Below are 23,661 nucleotides of genomic sequence, written 5' to 3'. Positions count from 1 at the left end.
TACGGTCGCTAGATGCCAGGGACGGGTGTTTTGGTGGGTACAAATTCGAAGACGTCGGCGAAGTGCCCCTCCATCACCGGCAGTACTTCGGCAAGCTCCACCGGCCGGCCCAGTTCCACGCTCAGACTGGTTACGGCCCGGTCGTCGTCCGCAATTCCACAGGGCACGATGTTGCTGAAGTGGGTCAGGTTGGGCCGTACGTTGAATGCCAGACCGTGCATGGTTGTCCAGCGGCTCAGGTGCACTCCGATGGCGCAAATCTTGCGCCGCGGCTGCCGACGGGAGGCATCGCCCGCCAGCCACACGCCGGTAAACCCGGGGTCCCGCTCGCCCCGCAGTCCGAAATCTTCCATCGTACGAATCACCACTTCCTCCAGGCTGCGCACGTAGCGGTGCACGTCGTTGAAGAAGGCATCGAGGTTGAAAATGGGGTAAGCGACCAATTGTCCCGGACCGTGGTAGGTGATGTCGCCCCCGCGGTTGATCCTGCGAAACGTAAACCCCTGGGCTTCCAACTCGGCCTCGTTCAACAAGAGGTGTTCTTCGGAGCCCGACTTGCCGAGAGTATAGACGGGTGGATGCTCCACGAACAGCAGGTGGTGGTCAGGACCATCGGGTACCGCTTCTCCCCGGCGGGCCAGCAGCTTCCGGTTTACGATTCCCTGGTGCAGCCGGGTTTGCAGGTCCCAGGCCTCCTGGTAATCCATGCGACCGAGGTGATGAAGGTGTACGAGTGGCATACCGGAAGTAACGAACGAGCGGATTAAAAAGGTTTTCCCCTAGGGGTCCACGATGCCGATGGTCATGACGATCTTGCCGACGTTGGCGTTGCTGGCCATGTAGCGGTGGGCGTCGCCGACCTGCTCCCAGTCGTAAATGGTATCGACCACCGGTTGCAGTGCGCCGTCGGCGAAGTGGGGCCAGATGCGTTCGCGGAAGTCGGCCGTGAGGCGGCGGCGGTATTCGTCGGTGCGGCTGCGCATCGTCGTGCCCGTGAGCTGAATGCGCTTGCGCAGGAAGGGAGCCATGCTGAAGTCGGCTACCCGTGCCCCGCCGAGGGCGGCCAGGCTTACGATGCGTCCGTCCGTGGCACAGGCCTGCAGGTTTTGGTTGAGGTAGGGGCCGCCGACAAAGTCGAGAATGATGTCTGCACCCCTGTTTTCGGTGAAGTGCAGCACCGCTTCGGCAAAGTCTTCACTCTGGTAGTCGATGCACAGGGCGGCACCCAGGTCGAACAACTGCTCGTGTTTGTGGGCACTCGCCGTGACGATCGGGAGGGCACCGGCTAGTTTGACCAGCTGAATAGCTGCGGTACCTACCCCACTGGCGCCGGCGTGAATCAGCACGGTGTCGTTTTGCTTGAGCCCGCCGATCCAGTGCAGGGCCTGAAAGGCGGTCAGAAACACTTCGGGGATGGCCGCCGCCTTGGTGAAGGAAAGCCGTTCGGGGAGTTTGAGCAGCATCCGGTAATCGACGGCGATCTGCTGGGCGTACCCCCCTCCGTTGACCAGGGCGCAAACGTTGTCCCCTACTTCGAACCCTTCGGTTTCGGGTCCGACCTCCATGACCGTACCGGCGACTTCGAGCCCGAGGATCGGACTTGCCCCGGGCGGTACGGGATAGTTTCCTTCCCGCTGGAGCAGGTCGGCGCGGTTGAGGGCGGTAGCGGCAACGTGTAGCAGTACGGCGGTGGGCGCGGGAGCGGGGTCGGCTACGTCAGCAATGTGCAACTGGCTTTCATCTCCGGGCTGATCGAATACAATGGCTTTCATACGGAAGGTTTTCCCAGTTCGACGGCGCGGTCTAAGGCGGCGCGGGCACCGGATTTAATGTCTTCGAATACGCTGGTGGCCCGGAAGGTGTTCAGTGCCGCCTCGGTAGTTCCGCCCTTGCTGGATACGCGTTCAATCCATTCGCGGCAGCTCAGGTCGTTTTTCATTTGCAGCTCCACGGCGCCGCGGAAGGTCTGGGCGACCAGCAGCTCGGCCTGACTTTCGTTGAATCCCATCTCGGTAGCCGCTTCGATCATGGCTTCCATGAAGTAGAGCACGTAGGCCGGACCGCTTCCGCTGATGGCGGTGGTGGCATCGATGCTGTACTCATCATCGACGTAGATGGCCTTTCCCGTGGTATTCAGCAGGTTCTGTACCAGCACCAGCTCAATGCGGGTTACGGCGTCGCTGGCCGTGTAGCTCGTCATGCCCAGGCCGATCTGGGCCGGGAGATTGGGCATGGCCCGGATGACCTTTTCGACCCCGAGTCCTTGCTGAATCGATGCGATGGTTACCCCCGCCATAATGGACAGGTAAACTTGCTGGGGATCGGTGCTGGGCCGCAGTTTTTCAAACAGGGTGGCGCTATCCTGGGGCTTTACGGCCAGAATGATGAGGTCGGCGGCATTCAGGCAGGTTTCGGCGGTGGTGTATACGGTTCCGACGTCCTCGAGTCGCAGTGCTGCTGCTTTTTCCTCCTGTCGCTCCAGAATCATCAGGTCCTCCTTCTTCACCAGGTGGGCCCGCAGCAAACTACGGGCGTACGTTTTGCCCATATTCCCGCCCCCGATCACCAGTATTTTCATATCCGCCGTTGTTTGAGGCGGCTAAGATAGAGTAAGGCCGGCCAGCCGCAAGAAACAACCTTAAACGGGTACTCCTTGTATTACTTAGCACACACACATTAAGGTTATGCCTACCATCGAAGAGGAAATTCAACAGCCGACGTTCAGTTCGCCCGCCCACCGCGCGCAGGTCAACGTGCTGTACACGGCTGCGTGGATCGACCAGCAGACAACTGTGGCGCTGCGGCAATTCGGATTGAGTGTACAGCAGTTTAATATCCTGCGAATCCTGCGTGGTCGGGCCGGAAATCCCGCCACCGTAAAGTTGCTCACCGAACGCATGATCGATAAGATGAGCAATGCCAGTCGTTTGGTGGATAAGCTAAAGGACAAGGGGTACGTGGAACGGCAGGAATGCCCCAGCGACCGGCGGCGTGTCGACATCTTCATTACCGAGGAGGGACTCCGGGTGGTCGGCGAGGCTAGTGTGGCGGTTGAAGAAGCAGTGCTGCACAAGTTCAAGAATTTAGACAACGATGACTTTAACCAACTCAGCGGTCTACTCGATCGAATGAGGGGGTAGGTATACATACTGAGGCACCCAATATTTAAGTATTTGAATTAGGAACCTCGCCCTCGCGAGTCTGTTTCATCTCATCAATTGTGTCCATATGAAACGACTACTGCTACTCCTCCTTTGTTTTTCCGCCCTGTCCCTTGCCGCACAACGCTCCCTGTCGGGAACGGTCAGCGATGACACGGGAGATCCATTGCCCGGTGCCTACATCACGGTCAAGGGTTCGACCCTCGGCACTACCACCGATATCGACGGAAACTACACCATCTCGGTGCCGGAAGCAGCAACTACGCTGGTGTTCTCTTTTCTGGGATTTGGCACCATTGAGGTACAGATCGGGGAAAGCGATCGCATCGATGCCATCCTCTCCGCCGGTACGGTACTGGATGAAGTCGTGCTGATCGGCTCACGCTCCGCAGGACGTACCAAGTTGACTACTCCGGTACCGGTAGACATTGTCAACGTAACGGAGGTCGCTTCGGCATCGGCGCAGACCAACGTCAACCAATTGCTGAACTACGTAGCACCCAGTTTCAGCTCCAACACTCAAACCATCTCCGACGGAACCGACCACATCGACCCGGCCTCACTGCGGGGACTGGGGCCCGATCAGGTACTGGTCCTCATCAATGGCAAGCGTCGTCACAATACCTCCCTGGTGAACGTCAATGGCACTTTCGGGCGGGGCAATGTGGGAACGGACCTCAACTCGATTCCCGTCGCCGCCATCGAGCGCATCGAAATCCTTCGCGACGGTGCCTCCGCCCAGTACGGCTCGGACGCGATCGCGGGGGTAATCAACATTATCCTGAAGGAGAAAACGGGGCTGAGCCTCAACGCGGAAACCGGCGCCTACGTAAGCTCCGAAATTCCGGATTACCAGGGCAGCACCGACGGGGAATTTAATCAGATCAGCGCCAATTACGGTATTCAACTCAATGAGGAAGGCGGCGTGCTGAACTTCACCGGCGTCTTCGATGATCGCGACTACACGAATCGCATGCAGGAGTTTAGCGGTCGCATCTTTAGTGGGTACAATAACCCCAACTATGCCGGCGACCCCAGTGACGACATCACCGAACAGGAACTCGCCCGCCGTGGCCTACAGCGCAGTGACTTCAATATGCGCGTGGGCCAGTCCGCGATCCGGAACGGTGGGGTGATGTACAACTTCAAGTTGCCGGTAGCGGCAGCGACGGAAGTGTACAGCTTTGGTGGTCTGAATTATCGCCGGGGCAGTGCAACGGGTTTTTACCGCCTCCCTAACCAGGAGCGTACGGTGACCGATATCTACCCCAATGGTTTCCTGCCCGCCATCAATTCCAACATCAACGACGCCAGCGTGGCGGTTGGCATCGTCAGTGTCTACAACAAGTGGGAGGTCGACTTCTCTAACGTCTACGGCCGTAACAGCTTTAACTACCTGATCAACAACTCCCTCAACGCGAGCCTCGGCTCGGGCAGTCCGACCTCCTTCGATGCCGGCGGATTCAGCTTCTCCCAGAATACGGCCAACCTTGACGTACGCCGCTACTTCGACGACGCCCTGCAGGGACTCAACATCGCCTTTGGGGCCGAGTACCGGTTGGAAAACTACCAAATCACTGCCGGTGAAGAAGCCAGCTACCGGGATTACGGTGCCGCCAGTCAGGTGATCACCACCGGTGGCGATACGGTCATCATTCGTGACGGTCAGGGACCCATCGCCACCGTCTTTGACCCCCTGGGCCGCAGTCGGCCGGGAGGCGCGCAGGTATTCCCCGGATTCCGCCCCGACAATGAAGTAAATGCGTTTCGGAGCAGCGTTGGAGTTTACGGCGACGTGGAGGCGGATTTTACCGAGAGCCTGCTGCTGGGTGCCGCCATTCGCTTCGAAAATTATTCCGACTTCGGATCTACGGTCAACGGCAAGCTTACGGCCCGGCTTAAATTGAGCAACGACTGGACCTTCCGGGCGGGTGGCAGTACCGGCTTCCGGGCCCCCAGCCTGCACCAGTTGAATTTTAACTCCACCTCTACCCTCTTCGTCGACGGCATCCCCTTCGAGGTAGGCGTTTTCAGCAACGATAGCCGGCCGGCCCAGTTGCTGGGTATTCCCCAACTGAAGCAAGAGCGCAGCGTCAACTACAGCGGTGGCTTTACGGGACGTATCCCCGACGCCAACCTGAGCATCACCATTGACGGCTACCTGATCGACATCAACGACCGCGTCGTACTTACGGGTCAGTTTCAGGGCGGCGACGCCACACCACAGCTACAGGAGATCAGCCGGCTACTCCAGCAAGCGAACGCCAACCGGGCGGCCTTTTTTGCCAACGCCATCGACAGCCGTACCCGGGGAATCGACGTGGTCATCACCCACAACGGCCGGATCGGCGAGGGCAACCTGCAGTCTACCCTGGCAACCACCTTCGCAAAAACCAGCCTGCAGGAAGTCAATACCAGTTCCGTGCTCGAGGGGCTGGAGGACACTTACTTCGACCGGACGAGCCAGATCTTCCTGGAAAGCGCCGTCCCCCGCACCAAGACTAACCTGACCTTCAACTATACCCTGAACAAATTCGACGTCTTCTTCCGCAACGTATACTTCGGTCCCGTCGACGAGGCGACCAATAGTCTCGACAACGACCAGGTTTTTAGCGGTAAGGTCATTACCGACCTCAGCTTCGGATTCGCGGTCAGTGAGCGGCTCAAGTTAACGCTGGGCAGCAACAACCTGCTCGATGTGTACCCCGACCTTAATTCACCCGCAAACCAGTCGGACGGCCGTTTTCTCTACAGCCGCCGCAGCCAGCAGTTTGGCGCCAACGGCCGGTACTTGTTTGCCCGGGTCCGTTTTACGCTTTAACGATCCACCCGGCAAACTTCCACCACGGGCTCGTCGCCCTCGATGTTTGTCCAGGCCACCAGCAACTCGCCGTCGTGTAGGGCAAGGCGGGGAAATCCGGAATTGCGGGCGGGTGCCGTCGTGTGTATCCGTCTTGCGTCGACGCTTCCATCCGGGGTGATCGTCCACAGCGTAATGGCAGCCGTTTCCGGATCGTCGCTGCTGGATAGCCCGGTGACGTAGGCCGTTCCATCGGGTCCTAGTTTAATATCTACTCGGCCCAGGGGGTCCTGACCGTCCAGTACGATCGGGGCATCGAAGGCATCCCGGCTCGCGTTGTACCGTGCGAACTGAATACGGGGCATTCCTCCAGCGGCGGTATACCAAGTCACGCCGATGTCCCCGGCTTCGTTTGCGGCCAGGGCAGGACCGTTGACCGGGCATCCGGTGACTTCCCAGTTGTCGGCGTGTACCGGACGGGGCGCGGACCACTCACCGCCAGCGACTCGACTAACGAAGGCGATGTCGCGAATCTCACTCTCCGAGCGGTCGCGGTAAGCGACCATTGTACGGTCACCCGCTACTACGGTTGCCGTGTTGCAGCAGTCGCAGACGCGTTCATCCAACTCCTTTCGCTCACTTACCGCACCCTCCGCCGACAGGGTGGCGGTACGTAGGGTCATCGCTTCACCCCCACCGTGGTGACCGTGATCGGCGGAGGTAGGACTTCCCTCGATTTTGGTCTTGCGACCATCAAGCCACGTCAACTGCAGCTTATCACCGGGAAGATGCGCACTGGACACGAATCCGTGCTCCGCGGCTACGCCGTCGTTGTGCAGTACACCCCGCTCTTCCGACCCGGTGCCGTAGTGGATGTTGTAATCGTAGGTCCCCTCTCCGGAGTAGACGAGGTAATGATAGAACAGACTATCTCCAAAGGGCTTGACGGAGGGGTAATCGGCCCAGTTGATGAACCACTGATCGCCGGAACTCACCATCCGATCGGATCCCCAGACACCATCCACCAACTCGCGGACGTGCAGGCGATCGCCACTGGAGTCGTCCTGCATCACGTAAGAAAGCAGTAGCCTGCCCGAGCCGGCTCCGAAACGCGGCAAACGAGATCCGGCCGGCAACTGAACACAGCGGGACGCGGCGAGCGGTTCGGATGCTTCACCCGGGGTGGTATCACCGCCGCAGGCAACAAGGAGCAGAGCCGTAAGGACGAGCGTTATAGCAGCTGATGGTAAGAAGGCACTGTCTTTTGTGGACGCCATCATAGGCCTAATATAGACCGGTTGCCCGCTTCATCCGTTCCGGCGTCGGCAAAGTCGTCGAAGGCGCGCTCGGTCACTTCGATGATGTGGTCGGCAATAAAGGGTGCTCCCTCGGCCGCGCCCTGTTCGCTGCTCTTGATGGCGCATTCCCACTCGAGTACCGCCCAGCTGTCGTAGCCGTACTTGCTCAATTTAGAGAAGATGCCCTTGAAGTCTACCTGCCCGTCGCCGAGGCTGCGGAAGCGTCCGGCACGGTCGGCCCAGCCCTGGTATCCGCCGTATACGCCCTGCTTCCCGGTGGGATTAAACTCGGCGTCCTTCACGTGGAAAGCACAAATGCGCTCGTGGTAATGATCGATGAATTGGAGGTAGTCCAGCTGTTGCAGCACGAAATGGCTGGGATCGTAGTTGATCTGTGCCCGCTCGTGGCCGTCCAGCGCCTCCACAAACATTTCAAAGCTGATGCCGTCGTGCAGGTCCTCTCCCGGGTGCAATTCGTAGCCTACGTCAACGCCCACTTCGTCGAAGGCGTTGAGGATCGGCCGCCAGCGATCGGCGAGTTCCTTAAAGGCCATATCGACCAGACCGGCCGGCCGCTGGGGCCAGGGGTAAACGAAGGGCCACAGTAGTGCCCCGGAGAAGGTGGGGTGAGCTGTGAGACCCATATTGGCACTTGCCTTAGCGTTGAGCAGCAATTGCTGGGTGCCCCACTCCATTTTAGCTTTACGGTTGTCCTTGGCTTCCTTCGGAGCGAAGGCATTGTACATGGTATCGTAGGCGGGGTGCACGGCCACCATTTGTCCCTGCAGGTGACTGGCCAGTTCGGTGATCTCCAGTCCGTGCTCGGCTACCCGGCCCTTGATTTCGTCGCAGTAGTCCTTGCTGTCGGCCGCCTTTTCCAGGTCGATCAGACGGCTGTCCCAGGTCGGAATTTGCACGCCTTGGTAGCCCAGACCGGCCATGTAGCCGCAGATGTCGTCGAGGTTATTGAAGGGGGGCTCGTCGCCCATAAACTGCGCGAGAAAGATAGCGGGGCCTTTGATGGTCGTCATAGATAGTTGAGATTTTTGGATGCCGATTTGGTGTGCCGCCACCGAACCGCTACATTTTTTTTCGAGCGGGGCCGCGGGTGCGGGACAAACTACTAAATAGCTGCGTACTTTGGGAGCCAGACCCGACAACAGCCCCCCAAACGAACAAATGATCAAGCGCAATTCTCTCTCCCCCACCGAATACGGGACGTTCTACTCCAATTATATCGAACTGGTTCCCGCCGACATCACGCTGCGGACCGCCCTGGACGATTCCGCTGCCGTACTCACGGAATACCTCACCAACCTGCCCGAAGAAAAGGTGAATCACGCCTACGCCTCCGGCAAATGGACCGTCAAGGAAGCCCTGCAGCACATCATCGATACCGAGCGGATCTTTGCCTACCGGGCGCTTTGTCTGGGGCGGCACGACGAAACTCCCCTACCCTCCTTCGAACACAAGCAATACGCTGTGTGGGCCGACGTTACCCGCCGCGAATTTGAGCGCATGATCGAAGAATTTCGAACGGTAAGGAAGAGCACGATCTCCCTGTTCAATGGCTTTAGTGAATCCGACCTCCAGTTTACCGGTTCGGTGGGTGGTGGTCCGATGTCGTGCCGCGCCATGGGTTTCATCATTTCCGGACACACGTACCACCACATGGAAATCTTCCGCGACCGCTACTAGGATTCGCAGGGCCCGCTGTACTTTAGACAACGGATGCCCCGTTTGCAGTTGTGTACCCTACTAGTTTCCCGCGCCTTGATCCGAACCGTCCATCTTCTTCTTCTTCTTCTGCTCCTGTTTTTTTCCGTCCAGCTTGCGGCCTCCGACCTGGGTAATCGCCTACGCCTGTTGTTTCCCGGCGAGGAACCCGCCGTGGTCAGCGAGCGGGAATTTCTCGGTAAGCAGCTAGAGAACATATTTCGGCAGCTGAAGTACCAGGATCGGCTGGAGCGCCGGTCGGTAAAGAAGCAGGTCGATCGCATCACCGATCGCTTTAAGCAACAGGTGTTCCGCACTTACGACCCCGCCGCGGAGTTGACCGACGCCTTTCGCAGTGGAAGGTACAACGACGCCACGGCCTCCGTGCTGGTCTCCCTTACCCTCGAGAAGTTCAACATTCCCCACGAGGGTTACGTCGATCACTGGGAGAGTTACCTGCTGGTCGACCCCCAGGGGAAGCGGTTGATTGTTCGCAACCCCGCCGCCCGTCCCCACGACCCCGAAGCAGAGCGCTCCTTCCGCCGGGAATACCTTTCCCTGGTCCGTACCATGGTGGATCAGGACCTGACCGCCCTTACTCCCGCCGAAGCCGATAGCGTGTTTTATCAGTACTACTACCGGCCCAACCACCGGCTTACCTTCCTGCAGTTGAGTGCGTACGAGCAGTTCCGGTTGGCCCAGTCCGCCTACATCATGGCAGACTACCGCGCTACGGCACGCCACATTTCGACGGCCCTGCTCCGTGATTCTCGGATGGCATTCATGGTACTGGATCAGGCCGCTAAAGTGCAGGCATCGTCCCTGAAGCGGCCCAACGAAGCCGATTACGCTCGCCGCTTATTCGTCGGTTGGCGGGGCGATCCCGACAATCGGTACTACGCCGCGGCTCTACTGCGTCACTTCGACGAAAGACAGCAGGCCCTGCTCTCCGCGGACCGACCGGGGGCAGCCGACACCCTCATCACAGTGTACCTCGCAAACAGCCCGCAGGGCGCTACGGAATGGCAAAATGAGGTACGAACCTTGCAGCAACTTCGTCTGCTTGCCTACCACCAGGAAAAAAACGAGATCGACCGGGCCCTGGAGCTGGCCGAAGAACTTTACGCCGGTAATCCCGAAAGCCAGCAGTACCGGAATTACATCGCGGAGCTTACCCTGGTTTACCTGCGCGACACGTACAGCGATCCGGAGGAACTGCTCCGCCAGGTGGAGCGAAAGGTTGGTCGCTATCCCTTCATCAAGGAGCACGATCGTTATGCGGATATTATCCTGCGGCAGCAAGCGCTCCGGGTCAGGGATCGATTTGCGGCGACCGAAATCGTAGAGGCGCTGGGAGCACTCGCTGAATTTCGGCAACTCCTCGTTACCGTACCCGGGGGACTGGATCGTAAACTCTGGACGCTAACGGCCTTCGTAGCGGCCAGCAACTACTACTTCGCCGAACGGGAGTACGTGCCCGCCCGTGCTTACATCGAGGAGGCCCTACTGCACGATCCCACCAACGATTTTTTACTGCACCAGCAGGATCTACTGAGCCGGTACTGAATCCGCCAGCAGTTCCTTAATGGTGCGATCGAAGCTTTCCGTGAATTCCGCGTACTTCGAAGTGGCGGGGCCGTTGAAGCCCGTATGGATTCTCCTCACCCGGTTGTCTCGGTCGACGAACAACAGGGTCGGGTAGCTGATGACCTTATTTAGCATGGGAAGGGCACGACCGGCTTCGTTCTTATCATTGCTCCCGGCCAGCAGTACCGGCCACTGCACTTCCTGATTTTCAATGTACCTGCGCACCGCCGCCCTACTGCGCTCGTCCGTGGCTCCGTAGCGTTCGAAGGCCAGTGCCACCACCTGAAGGTCTTCGGTGTCGTGTTCGGCCAGGTACTCCTGGATGAAGTTGGTCTCATCGCGGCAGTTGGGGCACCAGGTACCGAACAGCTGGATCAGCTTGGGACCCGGAAAATCGCTCAGCCGCAGGGTATCGCCGTTCGGATCGGGGAAGGCAAAGGCTAGGGGTACCTCGTCCCGTAATCGGGTGAGTTGGTCGGGGTCGGTCAGCTCCGCCGTGTCGCTGCGTGCCGCGGTCCAGTCGGTGATGTAGTGTCTTCCGCTGCGGAACGTCCCCGTGAGGCTGCCGTCGTCCTTAATGAGTGCTTCGAACAGGAAGGCGTGGCTCCCGTCGAAAACGCTGAGGTACAGCTTATTCGCCTGAACGGTACCCTCCAGGTAGCGGTAGTCGCCGGTTTCGGTGCGGATGGTGCCCGTAAGTCGGTTGCCCTCCTGCCGGAATTCGGCCACTCCGGGATAGGGATCTTCGCTTGCGTCTCCCGCGAAGGTTACGGCCCACTGCCCACTTAGGTCTGCGGCGGGTTGCTTGCGCAGCGGGGTAAAGCGGTACCCTTTACCGAAATAGGCCTTGAAGGGGATGCGGTAGTTGTCGCGGTAGTGGACCACCCAGACCCCCTCGATGACGTTTTCCTCGTGGTAGGCGCTGATGTGGGTGTCGTAGACGGGGAAGTCAATCCGAATGGTGTCGCGCCCTGCCTGTTGGTCGCGTCCGGTAGAAATATCCTTCGCGGGTACGGTGATTTTTTCTTCGCCGTTGTGGATCACCAGGTGAAACGTGGTGTCGGTATCGTAGACGACATCGAAGTTGAAGGGAAGTTGTCCGCCGGTAATTTCGTCAAACTCCAGACCTACCTTTTCCGGGATCGGGGCACCCTTGGGATTGGGCACTACGGGGTTGTACTCGAGTTCCAGCACACCGCGGTAGGGCCCGGGGGGTAAGTAAATATAGCGCTTCTGCACAAACACGCAGGAGGCGAGGAGCACCAGTAGGAGGGCCGGGATGCCGATGAGTACGGCGGGGCGTGGGGTAGATTGCCGGGGAGCTGGCATACGGGGGATTTGCGATTTAAGGGTGCCCTAACAACGCTTTTACCCACCGGTAGTTGGTGATGTGAAGACCGCGACGTACTTTTGCATCCGCTTAATCAAGCATCCGGTCTCGTAGTACAACGGATAGTATACAGGTTTCCGAAGCCTGCGATGATGGTTCGATTCCATCCGAGACCACTTCACTGCCCCGGAGGTTTTTGCCTCCGGCCCGGTGACCATTTATCCTCGATAATTGTGTGCTTGTCCCCCTGCAATTTCGCATAGTGGAATTCCTGACCGTATTCGTGTTAACTGAGCGTGTCCGGCAACGCGAATAATTGAAAATTGTTGTTCTAAAGTTAACACTTGAGTGTATAAAGTTTCTATGTTTGTACAACAAAGAAGTCTACCGTCTTCTTTACGCTGTTAAATTAGCTTTCGACACTACCGGTTATAATAAGCCGGGTTTCAAACACTCTTACACTCGCCTTATGTATTTCCCAACCATTGGGGAGCTGGCTACGCTCAGCTCTAAAAGCATTCGTCGCTACGGCTCGATAATGCTTATCCCCGCAATCCTCATCAGTTCTTTTATTGCTATTGCACTGGCAGTCAATCTGATATACCTCATCCCCATTTCAGAGTTATTCCGGGACCCCCTAGCGCTGATCGATGCACCGGTGTATTTCGGGCTACTTTCCCAATTGGGTTTTTTCTTCTGGTCGATACCGATCGGTGCACTGCTCCTTATCCTGGCTCTCGGCAATCGCCTACAGGTATTTTCGAAAGGATTTATTCTGTATTCCTTCCTACTTACTATTGGACTGGCCCTGGATGACGTGTTCATGTTACACGAAACGGTACTACCAGATAACCTGGGTATTCCGGAGGGGATCGTATTTTCGGTATATATATTCAGTATGGCCGGGTATTTGATATTCAATCAAACAGCCATTCTCAATGCGCCGTTTCCCATCCTGTTCGTGGCGCTCGGCCTGTTCGGCGTATCCATGCTGACCGACCTTGCTCCCGGACCGGAACGACTGATCGGGATAGACATGGTCTACCTCCTGGAGGATGGTGCCAAACTGGGGGGAATCATCTTCTGGACCTGTTTCCAGCTAGTGGTATGTCGGAATATTTTATCCAACTCCCTGGCTACGAAGTCGGCAGAGCAGCCCCGCCCCATCGCGAAGCAGGTCAAACGCCTTTCGCACTGGAAAATGGCCCAGACCAATAGCTGAGGGGAAAGAGTATACCTTTGGCGGTCACGTCGTTGTATTCTTTCTGCATGGCCATTACTGGTATTCTCCCGCCCCTTCTCTTCAGTTTAGCGTTCCTCCTGCCCGCTTGGTGGCTCTACCGGCATGGCCGTCGGGTGCTCTTCCTTGCTCCTGCGTTCACCGCCCTACTGCTGACGGCGGCCACCGTAGCTGTGTACCTGGAGGAAGTCAGTCACCGGCAGGCCGTGTACGACCTGGAAACCCTGCTGCGGGAACTGAAGCGTCCGGACCTATATAGCGGAGAGGGTTTGCGCGAATCGGAAGAAACGCTCTTCCTGTTCTCCACCGCCAGCCAGGCCCTGTACCGGGGCCGAACGTATGCCCCCGACCGCGCGGCGGCCGCCGACTCGTTGCTGCGGCGCATGGCCGACTGGAGCGTGCGCTACAGCAATCTGCCGCAGTGGGCAAGCAGTTCCGACTGGGACCGGGAAGTATATTTCCTCGCCCACGCCGGCGCGGTACTAGGCCACTACCAATTGGCCACCGCGGACGAGACGTACGAACCCTACTTTCAGCGCATCGGACGACACCTGAGTGACCGGATGCGCCGCGCGCACTACAAGCACCTCGGAAGTCACGGGGAAGAAAATCTGCTCCGACCGGCCGACAATGCCGCGGCGATCTACACCCTCACCCTGTACGACCAGTACTACGGCGAGGACTTTGCCGCTACCACCCGTGGGGAATGGACCGACTACATCAGCAAGGAGTTGCACTACGCCGAGAGCCGACTCCCCTGCGCCGCCTTCACGACCACCAACCGTTGCAGCATCGAACCGAGTGCCGCCGCGACCGGCCTGTACATTTGTTACCGCGCGGCGGCGGTGCCCGGGAAAGTGAGGGACGACATCCCCTACCGGGAGTGGCTGCACTACTTTAAGCGCTTCAGTGGCAACCCCTTCAGCCTGTCGATCCGCCCCAACATGCGCAAGGGGCAGGAAGCCCGCTGGTGCGATGCCGGACTCGCCCCCCTGGAGTGTGGAAGGTACGAGGACGCGGTGGGCCTGTGGGCGGCGGCGGAATACGGCGGGGGGTACACCTATTTTCGGCTGTTTTTCGGAACGGTTTTCGGACGCTGGTTCGGCGCCGAGCCCGACTACGCCGCACTGCGTACCGCGCGCCGGGTGAAGGAACTGACCGTCGTCGCGCTACGCACGATCGGAGAAACCGTGAACCAAAGCGGGGCGGATTGATTTGGTAGTTGGCTGGTCAACCACCGGCTACCACCCCAAAATTCGCATATGCCTAACGACTTCGACGTAATCATCATTGGCTCGGGTGCCGGGGGCGGCAGCATCGCCTACACCCTGGCCGATACCGGAAAGCGGATCCTGATCCTCGAGCGCGGCTCCTTCCTGCCACGTGAGAAACGCAACTGGGACCCCGAATTCATCTTCGGATCGGATGGATACAAGGCTAACGTGCGCTGGGAAGGTCCGGATGGAGAAGATATTTTTCCCATTCTCTACTACCGGGTCGGAGGAAATACGAAGATGTACGGCGCCCTGCTGCACCGCCAGCGCCCCGAGGACTTTTTGGAGCAACGGCATAAGGGGGGCATCAGTCCGGCATGGCCGGTCGGTTACGACGAGTACGAGCCCTACTACATGATGGCGGAGCACGTGATGAAAATCCACGGCAACCGGGGGGAGGACCTCACCGAGGGTTGGTCGAGCGGCCCCTTTCCGTTCCGCGCCTTTCCCCACGAGCCCCGCATTCAGGAGGTCGCCGACAATCTGGCCGCAATGGGTTTGCATCCCCACCACTCTAACCTCGCCCTGAACCGTGACATGGACGAGCCCTGGCGGCGCCCGTGCATTGCCTGCAACACCTGCGATCCGTTCCCCTGCATGCTGCACGCCAAATCGGATGCGGAAACGGCACTGGTCCGGCCCGCCCTGAAGCACGATAACGTAACGCTGTGGACCGGCAGCCGCGTGGATAAACTGATCCAGGAAGGAGGAAAGATCACCCGCATCGAACTTACCCGCGACGGTGAAGCCATGAGTCTGAGCGCCGACCTGGTGGTGGTCTCCTGCGGCGCCATTCAGACGGCGGCCCTACTGCTGCGTTCGGGCGTGGCCAACTCATCCGATCAGGTGGGGCGCAACTTCACCAAACACAATCAGAGTGGTATATCGGCCATGGACTACCGTAAGCCGAACGATACCGTCTTCCAAAAAACCCTTAGTGTCCACGACTTTTACCACGGCGGGCCGGATATGCCCTACCCCCTGGGTACGGTGCAGATGACCGGTAAGGCGCACTGGACCCGGATCATGGGCGATTACGCCTTCCTGGACATGACCGAGGAGCGGGCCCGGGAAGTCCAGCAGTACGCCGTAGATTTTTGGTTCACTAGTGAGGACCTTCCCGACGCGAACAACCGAGTAGAGTGGACCGATCGGGGCGTGAAGTTCAATTACCGGCCCAACAACCGCGCCAGCCACTACGAATTGATGGATCATTTTCAGGAAAATTACCTGAAGCCCCAGGGGTTTACCGACTTCATCCGATCCACCAAGGAGCTTCAGTTCACCTGGCACCAGGCGGGTACCGCCCAGTTCGGCACCGACCCTAAGAAGAGCGTACTCGACACCAACTGCAAGGCCTGGGACCTGGACAACCTCTACGTCGTCGATGCCAGCTTCCAGCCCAGTCAGGGCGCGACCAATCCTACCCTGACCATCATCGCGAACGGCATCCGCGTCGGGGAACACCTGCGCCGGGAATGGTTCAGCCAGGAGGGCGTGAGTCTGGAGGATTTCCCCCTTTCGGATGGGTACATGGCCGATAACGCCGGGGCCAACATTCGTGACAATGCCTACTCCGGCGGGGACGATGCCAGCTGGGGGGCCTGATCGAATTTTACCAAACGGGATATTGTAACAAACTGCGCCCCCGGTCGCAAAAGAAATCGACTGCCGTAGCGTTTACCCTATCTTGCCGCTTCTTATCGCAGTCACTATGACCTTGAATCGCTTTTTACTTCCCGGCTTACTGTTGTTGCTGTTCGCTTACGACCTTAACGGTCAGGCCACTACGGTCTACACCGAGGCGTGGAGGACCTTTAAACAGGCCGAAGACCACCGTCAGAAGAACTTGCTGGACAAAGCCCAGCGGGAGTATGAGGAGGTAGCGACCATGCTCCTGCCCGTACACCAGCCCGACGCCGAACTCTTGCGTATTCAGTCCGAGCTCAACGTCGCCAAACTCGCCGTACGCCTCGGCAAGAGCGACGGGGAAAAACTGATTCTGGATTTCGTGCGCCGTTACCAGCCCGACCCGATCGCCAATACGGCGCTGCTGGAGATCGCGAAGTACTACTTTGACGAAAACCAGCTGGATAAGGCGGTCGAGTACTACCTGATGGTGCCGCGCGACATGATGAGCGCCGACGAGCGTGCCGAGGTGAATTTCCGCCTGGGGTACGCCTATTTCGTGCAGAAGGAATTCGAGGAAGCGAAGAAATACTTTCAGTTCAGCCGGAGCACGCCGGGGGAATTCTACCACGCCACCAATTACTACCTCGGCATTATCCAGTTTTTCGAGGGCAACTACGACGTCGCCGCCGAGCAGTTTCGGATTGCGGAAAAGGCGCCGGAGTACCAGGCTTACATTCCGTATTACCTCGCCCAGATCTACTTCGCCCAGCGCCGCTACGACGAGCTGATTGCTTACGTGGCTCCCCAGTTGGAATCGGGAGGTGCCCGCATGAAGAACCGCCAGGAGCTGGAACAACTGCTCGGACAGGCGTACTTCGAGCGGGGCGATTACGCGCTGGCCCGCCCCCTCCTCGAAAGCTACGCCAAGGGCAACCGCAAAATGCGGGAGGAGGAGCTTTTCCAGCTTGCCTTCACCCAGTACCAAACACAGGACTACGCGCTAGCGAGCGAGTCGTTCCGGGAGGTTTCCGGCCAGAACACCGCCGTGGGCCAGAGCGCGAATTTTTACCTGGGCGACATTGCCCTGCGCCAGGGAGACGGCGTGGGAGCGCGTACCGCCTTTGCCGCGGCGGGCCGTCAGACGTTCGATACCGAGCTCCAGGAGGAGGCGCTGTTCAACTACGCTAAACTCAGCTACGAGCTGGGCTTCCCCGCCGACGCGGTGACGGCCATCGACCAGATCCCTCCAGGATCGAAGTTCTATACTCAGGGGCAGTCGCTGCTCGGCGACGTGTTCACCACCACCCAGGATTTTCAGCGCGCCCTTGACATCCTCGAGCGGATGCCGAACCGCTCGCCCCAGCTCGACGAAGCCTACCAGCGCGCCGCCTTCCTGCGCGGCCTCGAGTTGCTCGGTCAGGGTGAACTGGTGCAGTCCAAGGCGCTCCTGGAAAAAAGCCTGCAGCGACCGGTCAACGCCAGTTTCCGGGCGCAGGCCACTTACTGGCTCGCCGACCTCGCCAATCGCCAGGGCGACTACGCCGGTTCCATTTCCCTTACCAATCAGTTCCTTACGCTGGCAAAATCTACGGACGGGCTTCCCCCCCAGTCGTCGATCTACACCGGCAATTACCTGCAGGGATACAACTACCTGAAGCAGGACAACTACGCCGCCGCACTCAACTACTTCACCGCTACCGTAGAGGGCATCGAGCGAAACCTCCCCTACATCACCGACACCGACGTACGCGAGCGGGTGCTGGGAGACGCCATGCTACGGGCGGGCGACGCTTACTTTACCCGCAACCAGTACGACCTCGCGGCACGCTTTTACGATAATGCGATCCAGCGGCGGACCGTTGGTTTCGTTTACGCACTCTACCAGAAAGCCCTCATCGAGGGGCTTCGCGGGCGCAGTGCCGATAAGGTCCTTGCCCTGGAACAATTGGTACAGAACTATCCCAACAGCCAGTTTGCCGACGACGCGTTGTACCAGTTGGCCCTCACCTACCAGGAATTGAACCGCCCCCAGCAGGCCCTCGAGCCGCTGCGGACGATCATCAGCCAGTACAAGGTGAACTCTCCTCTGGTCAACCAGAGTTTGTTGCAGCTGGGTCTGATCAGCTACAACCTCGGAAACAGCGAGGCCTCCATTAACTACTACAAACAGGTGTTCACCTCCAACCCTTCCCCGGGGGAGGCGGTACGCGCGCGGGAAGCCCTGCGGGAAATCTATGTCGACGATATGGGGCGGGCCGATCTGTTCTTCCAGTTTTTCGAAACGCTTCCCGGGCAGGAGATCGCTACCGACGCCCGTGACAGCATCAGCTTCCGGGCCGCCGTAAGTCAGTACGAGAACGGCAACTACGAGCGGGCGGTGACTTCCCTGACCGAATACTTGCGGCAGTACCCGAAAAGCCCCAATACCCTGCCGGGAGTATTCTACCGCGGGGACAGTTACGTAGCCCTGCGCCGGTACAACGAGGCGCTGCCCGATTACGAGGCCGTGATCAATGCCGGACCGAGCCGCTTTTACCTTCCGGCCCTCAAGAAAGCCAGCCTGATCGCTTATAACAGCGTCAAGGATTTCCAGCGGTCGTACCGCCTGTACACCCTGCTGGAAGCGGCGGCCGACAACGAGACCGTACGCTTTGACGCGCAGGTGGGTGCCCTGCAGTCGGCCTACCGCCTCAACGACATGCGCGCTACGGAGGATTACGCCGCCAAGGTGGCCAATAACTCGAACGCAACCGCCGCTCAGCGCACCATTGCCAACTTCTACCTCGGCAAGATCGCCTTCGACCGCAAGGATTTTGTGCGGGCGGTGCCTTACTTCGATCAGGTCATTGCCAACAGCGACGACGAGCGGACCGCCGAGGCCCGTTACCTGCGCGCCAGTTCGGTGTACCAACAGGGCAGTCTGGACCGCGCCCAGCAGCTCTCACTGGAAGCGAACCGGGAAAGTTCCGGCTATCCGTACTGGGTGGCGAAAACGGTGATCTTGCTCTCCGATGTCCTGCGCGACAAAAAGGACCTGTATAACTCCCGGGCCGCGCTGGAAGCACTGCTGGAAAACTATACCGAAGATGCCGAGATCGTGGCCGAAGCCCGCCAGAAACTGGCCCGCGTGGAGGCGGAAATTGCCGCCGGCAGCCGCCTAAACACCCAGCCTACCAACCCCAATCGCCTCGAACTCGATAACGGAGGTAACAAGAAATAATGCACATGCTCCGCCCCCTCATCCTCGGCTGCTCCCTGCTGGCCACCGTCACCGCTTTCGGACAGGGTAACCTGGAAGACAACAGCGTTACCGTCGTAACCAACTTCGAGGCCCGCCTCACCGATGCCGAGCGCATCAAGGTCAACCCCGTTCCCCCGCCGGCCGATACGAGCAGGCGGCGGCAGACTTACACCATCATTCCCCGCCCCCTCGAAATCGAGTACCCGGCACCCACCATCCGGCCGCGCGCCATTACCCGGGCCGAACTGCCGGAGATCAAGCGCGGATACGCGAAGATCGGTCTCGGCATGCCCAACGCCTTCTACGGCGACCTGAGCTACGACCTTACCGGCCAGGACAACCTCGACCTGGGCTTCTACGGCAACCACTACAGCTTCAATAACGATAAGAAGATAGAGAATCAGAAAGCCAGCGACACCAAGCTGGGGGTAGAGGGCAACTACTTGTTTGAGCAAGGTTTTGCCGTGCGCGGCGGACTCAGCTACGATACCCGCAGCCGCTACTACTACGGCTACAACTTCCCCGAATTCGAACGCGACTCCAACCTCACCTTCACGGACGATGAGGTGCGTCAGCGTTTCAACACCTTTTCCCTCCACACCGAGATATACAACGGCACCCGTACCGAGGGAGATTTCGATTACCACGCCGGCATCAGCCTGTACCTGATGGACGCCAGCCCGTCGGTGCGCGAAAGTACCTTCGACATTAATATCGGGGCAACCAAGTGGATCAACGGAACCAACCCCCTCGACGTGGAACTGCGGGCCGATTTTACCTCCTTCAAAGACACCACCTCCCAGAACCTGAACGTAGTCAGCCTGAGCCCCAGCTACACCGTCGTCATCAACGAGACGATCAAGTTAAAGGCCGGCGTTCGCCTCACCAGTCAGGAGGACGACTTCGATATTTTCCCCAATTTCTCCGCTTCGGCCGTGTTGGTCGATGGATTGATCAACGCATTCGCGGGCGTCGAAGGAAACGTGCAGAAGAACACCCTGCGCTCGCTTACCGACTACAACCCCTGGATCAACACCCGCCTACGGGTGCGCAACTCGGAAGCCACGCGCTTTTACGGTGGCGTAGAGGGCACTTTCCGGGGCATTGCCTACCGCGCCGAAGCCGGGTACAAGTACCTCGACAACCTGGTCCTGTTCAAGACCCGCCGCGACGGCAGCGGCATCCCTAAATTTGACGTCGTGTACGACGACGGCAGCCAGATCTACCTTCAGGGAACCGCTACCCTACCCTTAGTCGAAAACCTGGACCTGAATGCCACCTTCACCCAGCGCTTCTACAGCATGGAGGATGAGGAAAAACCCTGGCACCTGCCCAGCCTCAGCCTTAACGTGGCCGGCATCTATACCCTGAGTAATATTCCCCTGCAGTTGCGGGCGGATTTCTTCATCGAAAACGGCCTTCCCTACCAGACGGCCGAGGGGGGTACGGATCACCTCAACGCGCTGCTCGACCTCAGCCTGAACGCGGAGTACACCATCAACGACACCTTCGGTGCCTGGGTGCGCGTCAACAACCTGCTGAACAACAAGCGGGAGCGGTTCTTTCAGTACCCCACGATAGGAACGAACTTCATGGTCGGGGGAACGGCGACCTTCTAGGCAAGATTGTTGCTTACTCGCCGTAGGTCTCCCGCACGAAGCCAAAGCGCATCAAATCCACCAGTACGCCACTCGGCATCCGGTACTCTGACCTTAGGTCACCCTCCCGGCTAAATCCCACCCTCCGGGCGAGCCGCTGGCTGGCGTAGTTATCAATGAGCGTCTTGATGATCAGCTTGTCGAGTTCGAGTTGGAGGAAGGAAAAGCGCACTACCCGGGCCAGTACTTCGGTCATGATCCCCTGCCGGATCAATTCCCGGTCGATGAAGTAGCCCAGTTCACCGGAGGGCACGCCCCAGTCAATGTTGAATACCTGTACGAATCCCACCAGTTCGGTCGATTCGTTCAGCCAGATTCCCATTGCGTACCGCTGCTGCAGCAACCACTCCGCGATACACGCCCGCACGAATATTTCGGCCCCCTTTCTCGATTTACCGGCTTCGGCCATCAGGTAGGGGAAGTGGTCGAGGAGGTAATCCCGGTTGCCATCCAGTAACTTGTAAAACGCCTTCCCGTCGTTTTCCCGGAACCGCCGAATCACGCAGCGCTTAGTCAGCAGGGCAGTATCAATATCGAAAAGTTGGTGGCGCATGGGTATAAATTTTAAATTGATTATTTGACATTTAAAATTTATTCCACCCACCGTACTTTTTCGCGCCAGTCCCCTACCCTGCGGGGGAGCTCCGGAGCATCGGGCCGGCCGAGGTAAAACATGCCCAGACATCGCTCATTGGTTGCACTATCCGGCCACTCCCCGTAGTCGCCGCACACAAAACCGGGACTGCTCCAGTATCCTCCCAGCCCCGCCCCGTCCAGGCTGAGCCATAGGTTTTCTACAGCCGCGCCCACTGCCACGATCTCCTCCCACTCCGGTACGCTCTCCCGGGGGTCGCGGTGAAGAAAAATCAGCAGTACGGCGGCGGATTGATCGATCTTGCCCGCGAACTTCTTGGCGATCGCCGCTGCATCGGGCTTCTCCTTTCCGTATACCGTAAGCAGTTCTTCCTTCAGTTGTTCCTTACCCGGACCGCGGTATACCCGAAAGCGCCAGGGCTCGGTCTTGCGGTGATTGGGGGCTAAATTGGCAGCCTCAATGAGTTGTTCGATCGCTTCACGACTCACCGGGTCACCGGTGAAGAACTGGGGAAATATGGAACGGCGGGCGGCAATGGCGGGTAGCATAGGTAAGTTATGGCGGGTGCGCGGGAGCAGGCTTCATAAAATAGAAACCGGGCAACCCACCCAAAGGTAGATCGCCCGGTTTGCAAACGGTCATCGTTCAGACTAGTTCTGCGTAACGTTCGGGTTGGCGTCGATTTCGTCCTGAGGGATGAGCCACTGCCAGCGGGGGTCGCCAGCGGGGACCTGCATCAGGCCATTGAGTAGCGTGGCGTTGTGATTTCCACCCGTGCGGTCCAGGGGCATGTCGAGTCGCTTGAGGTCGAAGAAACGGAACCCCTCTCCCCATAGCTCCCAGCGGCGCTGCAGCAAAATCTCCTCGATGAGCGGCTGACCGGTGTTGGTCGATTGGGTATACTCTGGGTTGCGGTTTAAGGCGAGGGGAAGCAGCGCTTCAGCTCCACCGGAACCTAGCCGGGCCTTCGCTTCGGCTTCGATTAGGTACATCTCCGCCATGCGCATATAGGGCACGTCTCCCCGACTATCCCCCGTTCCAAAAGCAAGGAACTTCTGGCTGGTGTACGGGAAACGCGAGTGACGGTCACTGATCTCATAACCGGCCGGCAGGTTCTCGTGGTCACCGGAGGCACTGAATACCTTAGAGCGCACGTCGGTCTCCGGAATCTGGTCGTAGAGCACGCTGAAGATCGACTTGGGATTGCCCCGGATGTTCGAAGAACTGAAGTTGCGCGACATCCAGGCGCCGAAGTTGGTAAATAAGGATCCTTGCTCCTCGTTGTAGTAGCCTCCCCACATCCACTCATTGTTGGTGTAATCGTTGAAGCCGCTTTGGTATTCCTCATTGTCCATCAGGCTGAATCCTTCGCGGGCCTGTACGGCAAAGTCGGCTGCCATCTGCCAGTTACCCTGTACAAGTGCTACCCGCGCCTTGATCCCCTGGGCAACCTGCTGATTGATGTGGGAATTGTTAGGTCGGCTATAGCCCTCAAGTAAACTGATCGCCTGGTCAAGATCTTGGTTGATCTGAATGTAAACCTCCTCGACGCTTGACCGGGGCAATCCCTCCGTGGTCGGGGTCAGGACCAGGGGTATGCCCGGCTGACTATTGCCCCCACCGGTTTTGTAACGCTCGGCGTGCCGCTGTACCAGGAAGAAATGGGCAAAGGCGCGGTAGGCAAGGGCCTGCCCGAGGGCGGCATTGCGATCGGCCTCCGGACCCTCGGCGGCTTCAGCTCCGGCAATCACAATATTGGCGTTATTGACCACTTTGTACATGATGCGCCAGCCGTGGCGCAGGTCGGAGTCCGTAGCACTGGTATGGTCATTCCAGCTGGCCATGTTGATCCACCAGCCGTTGGCGCGGGCGTTCATGACCAGGTCTTCACCTAGGGCATCGTTTTGAATCATCATGGCCGAGTAACCGCCCCGACCGTTTGATCCCTGCCGTTCGTACATCAGGCGGTGAATGCCGTTGATGACCAAGAATAAATTGTCCGTAGAGGCAGTAGCGGAGCTTGCCGAGACGCCCGTAGTGGGTGATTCCTCCAGAAAATCTTTCTCACAACCGGTCAGTGCTAGCAGCAGGACCAGGGGAAGGGTGAATAATTTTATGTAGTGCATCTT

18 protein-coding genes and 1 tRNA gene are annotated in these 23,661 nt (G+C 58.7%); 10 read left to right on the top strand and 9 right to left on the bottom strand.

The genetic code is table 11. From position 1 onward, the window contains the following. Positions 1 to 8 precede the first annotated feature (8 nt). The 3 genes from lipB to proC are packed head-to-tail and all read right to left on the bottom strand — an operon-like array spanning position 9 to position 2,578. Entirely contained in the window at positions 9 to 740 is a 732-nt protein-coding gene (lipB, locus tag GGR28_RS00195) for a lipoyl(octanoyl) transferase LipB (RefSeq protein WP_183493700.1), read from the bottom strand. A 39-nt stretch (positions 741 to 779) separates the two neighbouring features. After that, entirely contained in the window at positions 780 to 1,772 is a 993-nt protein-coding gene (locus GGR28_RS00190; RefSeq protein ID WP_183493699.1) for an NAD(P)H-quinone oxidoreductase, read from the bottom strand. Then, positions 1,769 to 2,578, bottom strand: a complete 810-nt coding sequence (gene proC / locus GGR28_RS00185; protein ID WP_183493698.1) for a pyrroline-5-carboxylate reductase — start codon at positions 2,576 to 2,578, stop codon at positions 1,769 to 1,771. Before proC ends, GGR28_RS00190 begins: the two co-directional genes overlap by 4 nt. Positions 2,579 to 2,684: 106 nt before the next feature. Here proC and GGR28_RS00180 point away from each other — a divergent pair, with 106 nt between their 5' ends. Continuing rightward, positions 2,685 to 3,140 (top strand): MarR family winged helix-turn-helix transcriptional regulator, encoded by a 456-nt coding sequence (locus GGR28_RS00180; RefSeq protein WP_183493697.1) that lies wholly within the window; start codon positions 2,685 to 2,687, stop codon positions 3,138 to 3,140. 88 nt (positions 3,141 to 3,228) lie between these two features. Beyond that, on the top strand, positions 3,229 to 5,982 hold the full coding sequence (locus GGR28_RS00175) for a TonB-dependent receptor (protein ID WP_183493696.1): 2,754 nt from the start codon (positions 3,229 to 3,231) through the stop codon (positions 5,980 to 5,982). Here the strand turns inward: GGR28_RS00175 and GGR28_RS00170 are convergent. Both GGR28_RS00170 and GGR28_RS00165 read right to left on the bottom strand, forming a co-directional pair. Further along, positions 5,979 to 7,241, bottom strand: coding sequence for an exo-alpha-sialidase (locus GGR28_RS00170; protein WP_183493695.1), 1,263 nt, complete (start codon positions 7,239 to 7,241; stop codon positions 5,979 to 5,981). The genes GGR28_RS00175 and GGR28_RS00170 overlap by 4 nt on opposite strands. Next, positions 7,238 to 8,290, bottom strand: a complete 1,053-nt coding sequence (locus GGR28_RS00165) for a sugar phosphate isomerase/epimerase family protein (RefSeq protein ID WP_183493694.1) — start codon at positions 8,288 to 8,290, stop codon at positions 7,238 to 7,240. The genes GGR28_RS00170 and GGR28_RS00165 overlap by 4 nt, the downstream gene beginning before the upstream one ends. Before the next feature lie 109 nt (positions 8,291 to 8,399). On the opposite strand from GGR28_RS00165, the gene GGR28_RS00160 reads away from it, so the two are divergent. Both GGR28_RS00160 and GGR28_RS00155 read left to right on the top strand, forming a co-directional pair. Beyond that, entirely contained in the window at positions 8,400 to 8,957 is a 558-nt protein-coding gene (locus tag GGR28_RS00160) for a DinB family protein (protein ID WP_183493693.1), read from the top strand. Positions 8,958 to 9,032: 75 nt separating this feature from the next. Next, positions 9,033 to 10,541, top strand: a complete 1,509-nt coding sequence (locus GGR28_RS00155; RefSeq protein ID WP_183493692.1) for a hypothetical protein — start codon at positions 9,033 to 9,035, stop codon at positions 10,539 to 10,541. Here the strand turns inward: GGR28_RS00155 and GGR28_RS00150 are convergent. Continuing rightward, complete coding sequence (locus tag GGR28_RS00150) at positions 10,524 to 11,891, bottom strand: TlpA disulfide reductase family protein (protein ID WP_183493691.1); 1,368 nt, start codon at positions 11,889 to 11,891, stop codon at positions 10,524 to 10,526. The two genes, GGR28_RS00155 and GGR28_RS00150, sit on opposite strands and share 18 nt — an antisense overlap. Positions 11,892 to 11,996: 105 nt before the next feature. Here GGR28_RS00150 and GGR28_RS00145 point away from each other — a divergent pair. The 6 genes from GGR28_RS00145 (at position 11,997) to GGR28_RS00120 (ending at position 20,898) form a co-directional block, all read left to right on the top strand. Beyond that, positions 11,997 to 12,068: transfer RNA gene (locus GGR28_RS00145), tRNA-Arg, on the top strand. 293 nt (positions 12,069 to 12,361) lie between these two features. Beyond that, the gene (locus GGR28_RS00140) at positions 12,362 to 13,114 is read left to right on the top strand and encodes a hypothetical protein (protein WP_183493690.1); all 753 of its coding nucleotides are present in this window, start codon (positions 12,362 to 12,364) and stop codon (positions 13,112 to 13,114) included. A 47-nt stretch (positions 13,115 to 13,161) separates the two neighbouring features. Next, positions 13,162 to 14,346: a hypothetical protein gene (locus GGR28_RS00135; RefSeq protein WP_183493689.1), complete on the top strand. Its 1,185-nt coding sequence runs from the start codon at positions 13,162 to 13,164 to the stop codon at positions 14,344 to 14,346. 48 nt (positions 14,347 to 14,394) lie between these two features. Further along, positions 14,395 to 16,014, top strand: a complete 1,620-nt coding sequence (locus GGR28_RS00130; RefSeq protein ID WP_183493688.1) for a GMC oxidoreductase — start codon at positions 14,395 to 14,397, stop codon at positions 16,012 to 16,014. Between the two features lie 106 nt (positions 16,015 to 16,120). Then, complete coding sequence (locus tag GGR28_RS00125) at positions 16,121 to 19,258, top strand: tetratricopeptide repeat protein (RefSeq protein ID WP_183493687.1); 3,138 nt, start codon at positions 16,121 to 16,123, stop codon at positions 19,256 to 19,258. Beyond that, positions 19,258 to 20,898, top strand: a complete 1,641-nt coding sequence (locus GGR28_RS00120) for a TonB-dependent receptor (RefSeq protein ID WP_183493686.1) — start codon at positions 19,258 to 19,260, stop codon at positions 20,896 to 20,898. Before GGR28_RS00125 ends, GGR28_RS00120 begins: the two co-directional genes overlap by 1 nt. 13 nt (positions 20,899 to 20,911) lie before the next feature. On the opposite strand, the gene GGR28_RS00115 is transcribed toward GGR28_RS00120, so the two are convergent. The 3 genes from GGR28_RS00115 to GGR28_RS00105 form a co-directional block, all read right to left on the bottom strand. Then, positions 20,912 to 21,490: a GNAT family N-acetyltransferase gene (locus GGR28_RS00115; RefSeq protein ID WP_183493685.1), complete on the bottom strand. Its 579-nt coding sequence runs from the start codon at positions 21,488 to 21,490 to the stop codon at positions 20,912 to 20,914. A gap of 38 nt (positions 21,491 to 21,528) precedes the next feature. Further along, a complete protein-coding gene (locus GGR28_RS00110) occupies positions 21,529 to 22,080 on the bottom strand; it encodes a nitroreductase family protein (protein WP_183493684.1) in 552 nt (183 codons plus the stop codon). 102 nt (positions 22,081 to 22,182) lie between these two features. Beyond that, positions 22,183 to 23,658, bottom strand: coding sequence for a RagB/SusD family nutrient uptake outer membrane protein (locus tag GGR28_RS00105; RefSeq protein ID WP_183493683.1), 1,476 nt, complete (start codon positions 23,656 to 23,658; stop codon positions 22,183 to 22,185). Positions 23,659 to 23,661: the final 3 nt, after the last annotated feature.

It is taken from the genome of Neolewinella aquimaris (genome assembly GCF_014197245.1).
GTDB classification, from domain to species: domain Bacteria; phylum Bacteroidota; class Bacteroidia; order Chitinophagales; family Saprospiraceae; genus Neolewinella; species Neolewinella aquimaris.
Note: the sequence above shows the minus strand (reverse complement) of the source record. Positions and strands in the feature narration are given on the sequence as shown.

Excerpts from the sequence above, each read along its gene's own strand:
- lipB (WP_183493700.1), bottom strand. The coding sequence starts at position 740 with ATGCCACTCGTACACCTTCATCACCTCGGTCGCATGGATTACCAGGAG.
- GGR28_RS00190 (WP_183493699.1), bottom strand. The coding sequence starts at position 1,772 with ATGAAAGCCATTGTATTCGATCAGCCCGGAGATGAAAGCCAGTTGCAC.
- proC (WP_183493698.1), bottom strand. The coding sequence starts at position 2,578 with ATGAAAATACTGGTGATCGGGGGCGGGAATATGGGCAAAACGTACGCC.
- GGR28_RS00180 (WP_183493697.1), top strand. The coding sequence starts at position 2,685 with ATGCCTACCATCGAAGAGGAAATTCAACAGCCGACGTTCAGTTCGCCC.
- GGR28_RS00175 (WP_183493696.1), top strand. The coding sequence starts at position 3,229 with ATGAAACGACTACTGCTACTCCTCCTTTGTTTTTCCGCCCTGTCCCTT.
- GGR28_RS00170 (WP_183493695.1), bottom strand. The coding sequence starts at position 7,241 with ATGATGGCGTCCACAAAAGACAGTGCCTTCTTACCATCAGCTGCTATA.
- GGR28_RS00165 (WP_183493694.1), bottom strand. The coding sequence starts at position 8,290 with ATGACGACCATCAAAGGCCCCGCTATCTTTCTCGCGCAGTTTATGGGC.
- GGR28_RS00150 (WP_183493691.1), bottom strand. The coding sequence starts at position 11,891 with ATGCCAGCTCCCCGGCAATCTACCCCACGCCCCGCCGTACTCATCGGC.
- GGR28_RS00140 (WP_183493690.1), top strand. The coding sequence starts at position 12,362 with ATGTATTTCCCAACCATTGGGGAGCTGGCTACGCTCAGCTCTAAAAGC.
- GGR28_RS00135 (WP_183493689.1), top strand. The coding sequence starts at position 13,162 with ATGGCCATTACTGGTATTCTCCCGCCCCTTCTCTTCAGTTTAGCGTTC.
- GGR28_RS00130 (WP_183493688.1), top strand. The coding sequence starts at position 14,395 with ATGCCTAACGACTTCGACGTAATCATCATTGGCTCGGGTGCCGGGGGC.
- GGR28_RS00125 (WP_183493687.1), top strand. The coding sequence starts at position 16,121 with ATGACCTTGAATCGCTTTTTACTTCCCGGCTTACTGTTGTTGCTGTTC.
- GGR28_RS00120 (WP_183493686.1), top strand. The coding sequence starts at position 19,258 with ATGCACATGCTCCGCCCCCTCATCCTCGGCTGCTCCCTGCTGGCCACC.
- GGR28_RS00115 (WP_183493685.1), bottom strand. The coding sequence starts at position 21,490 with ATGCGCCACCAACTTTTCGATATTGATACTGCCCTGCTGACTAAGCGC.
- GGR28_RS00110 (WP_183493684.1), bottom strand. The coding sequence starts at position 22,080 with ATGCTACCCGCCATTGCCGCCCGCCGTTCCATATTTCCCCAGTTCTTC.
- GGR28_RS00105 (WP_183493683.1), bottom strand. The coding sequence starts at position 23,658 with ATGCACTACATAAAATTATTCACCCTTCCCCTGGTCCTGCTGCTAGCA.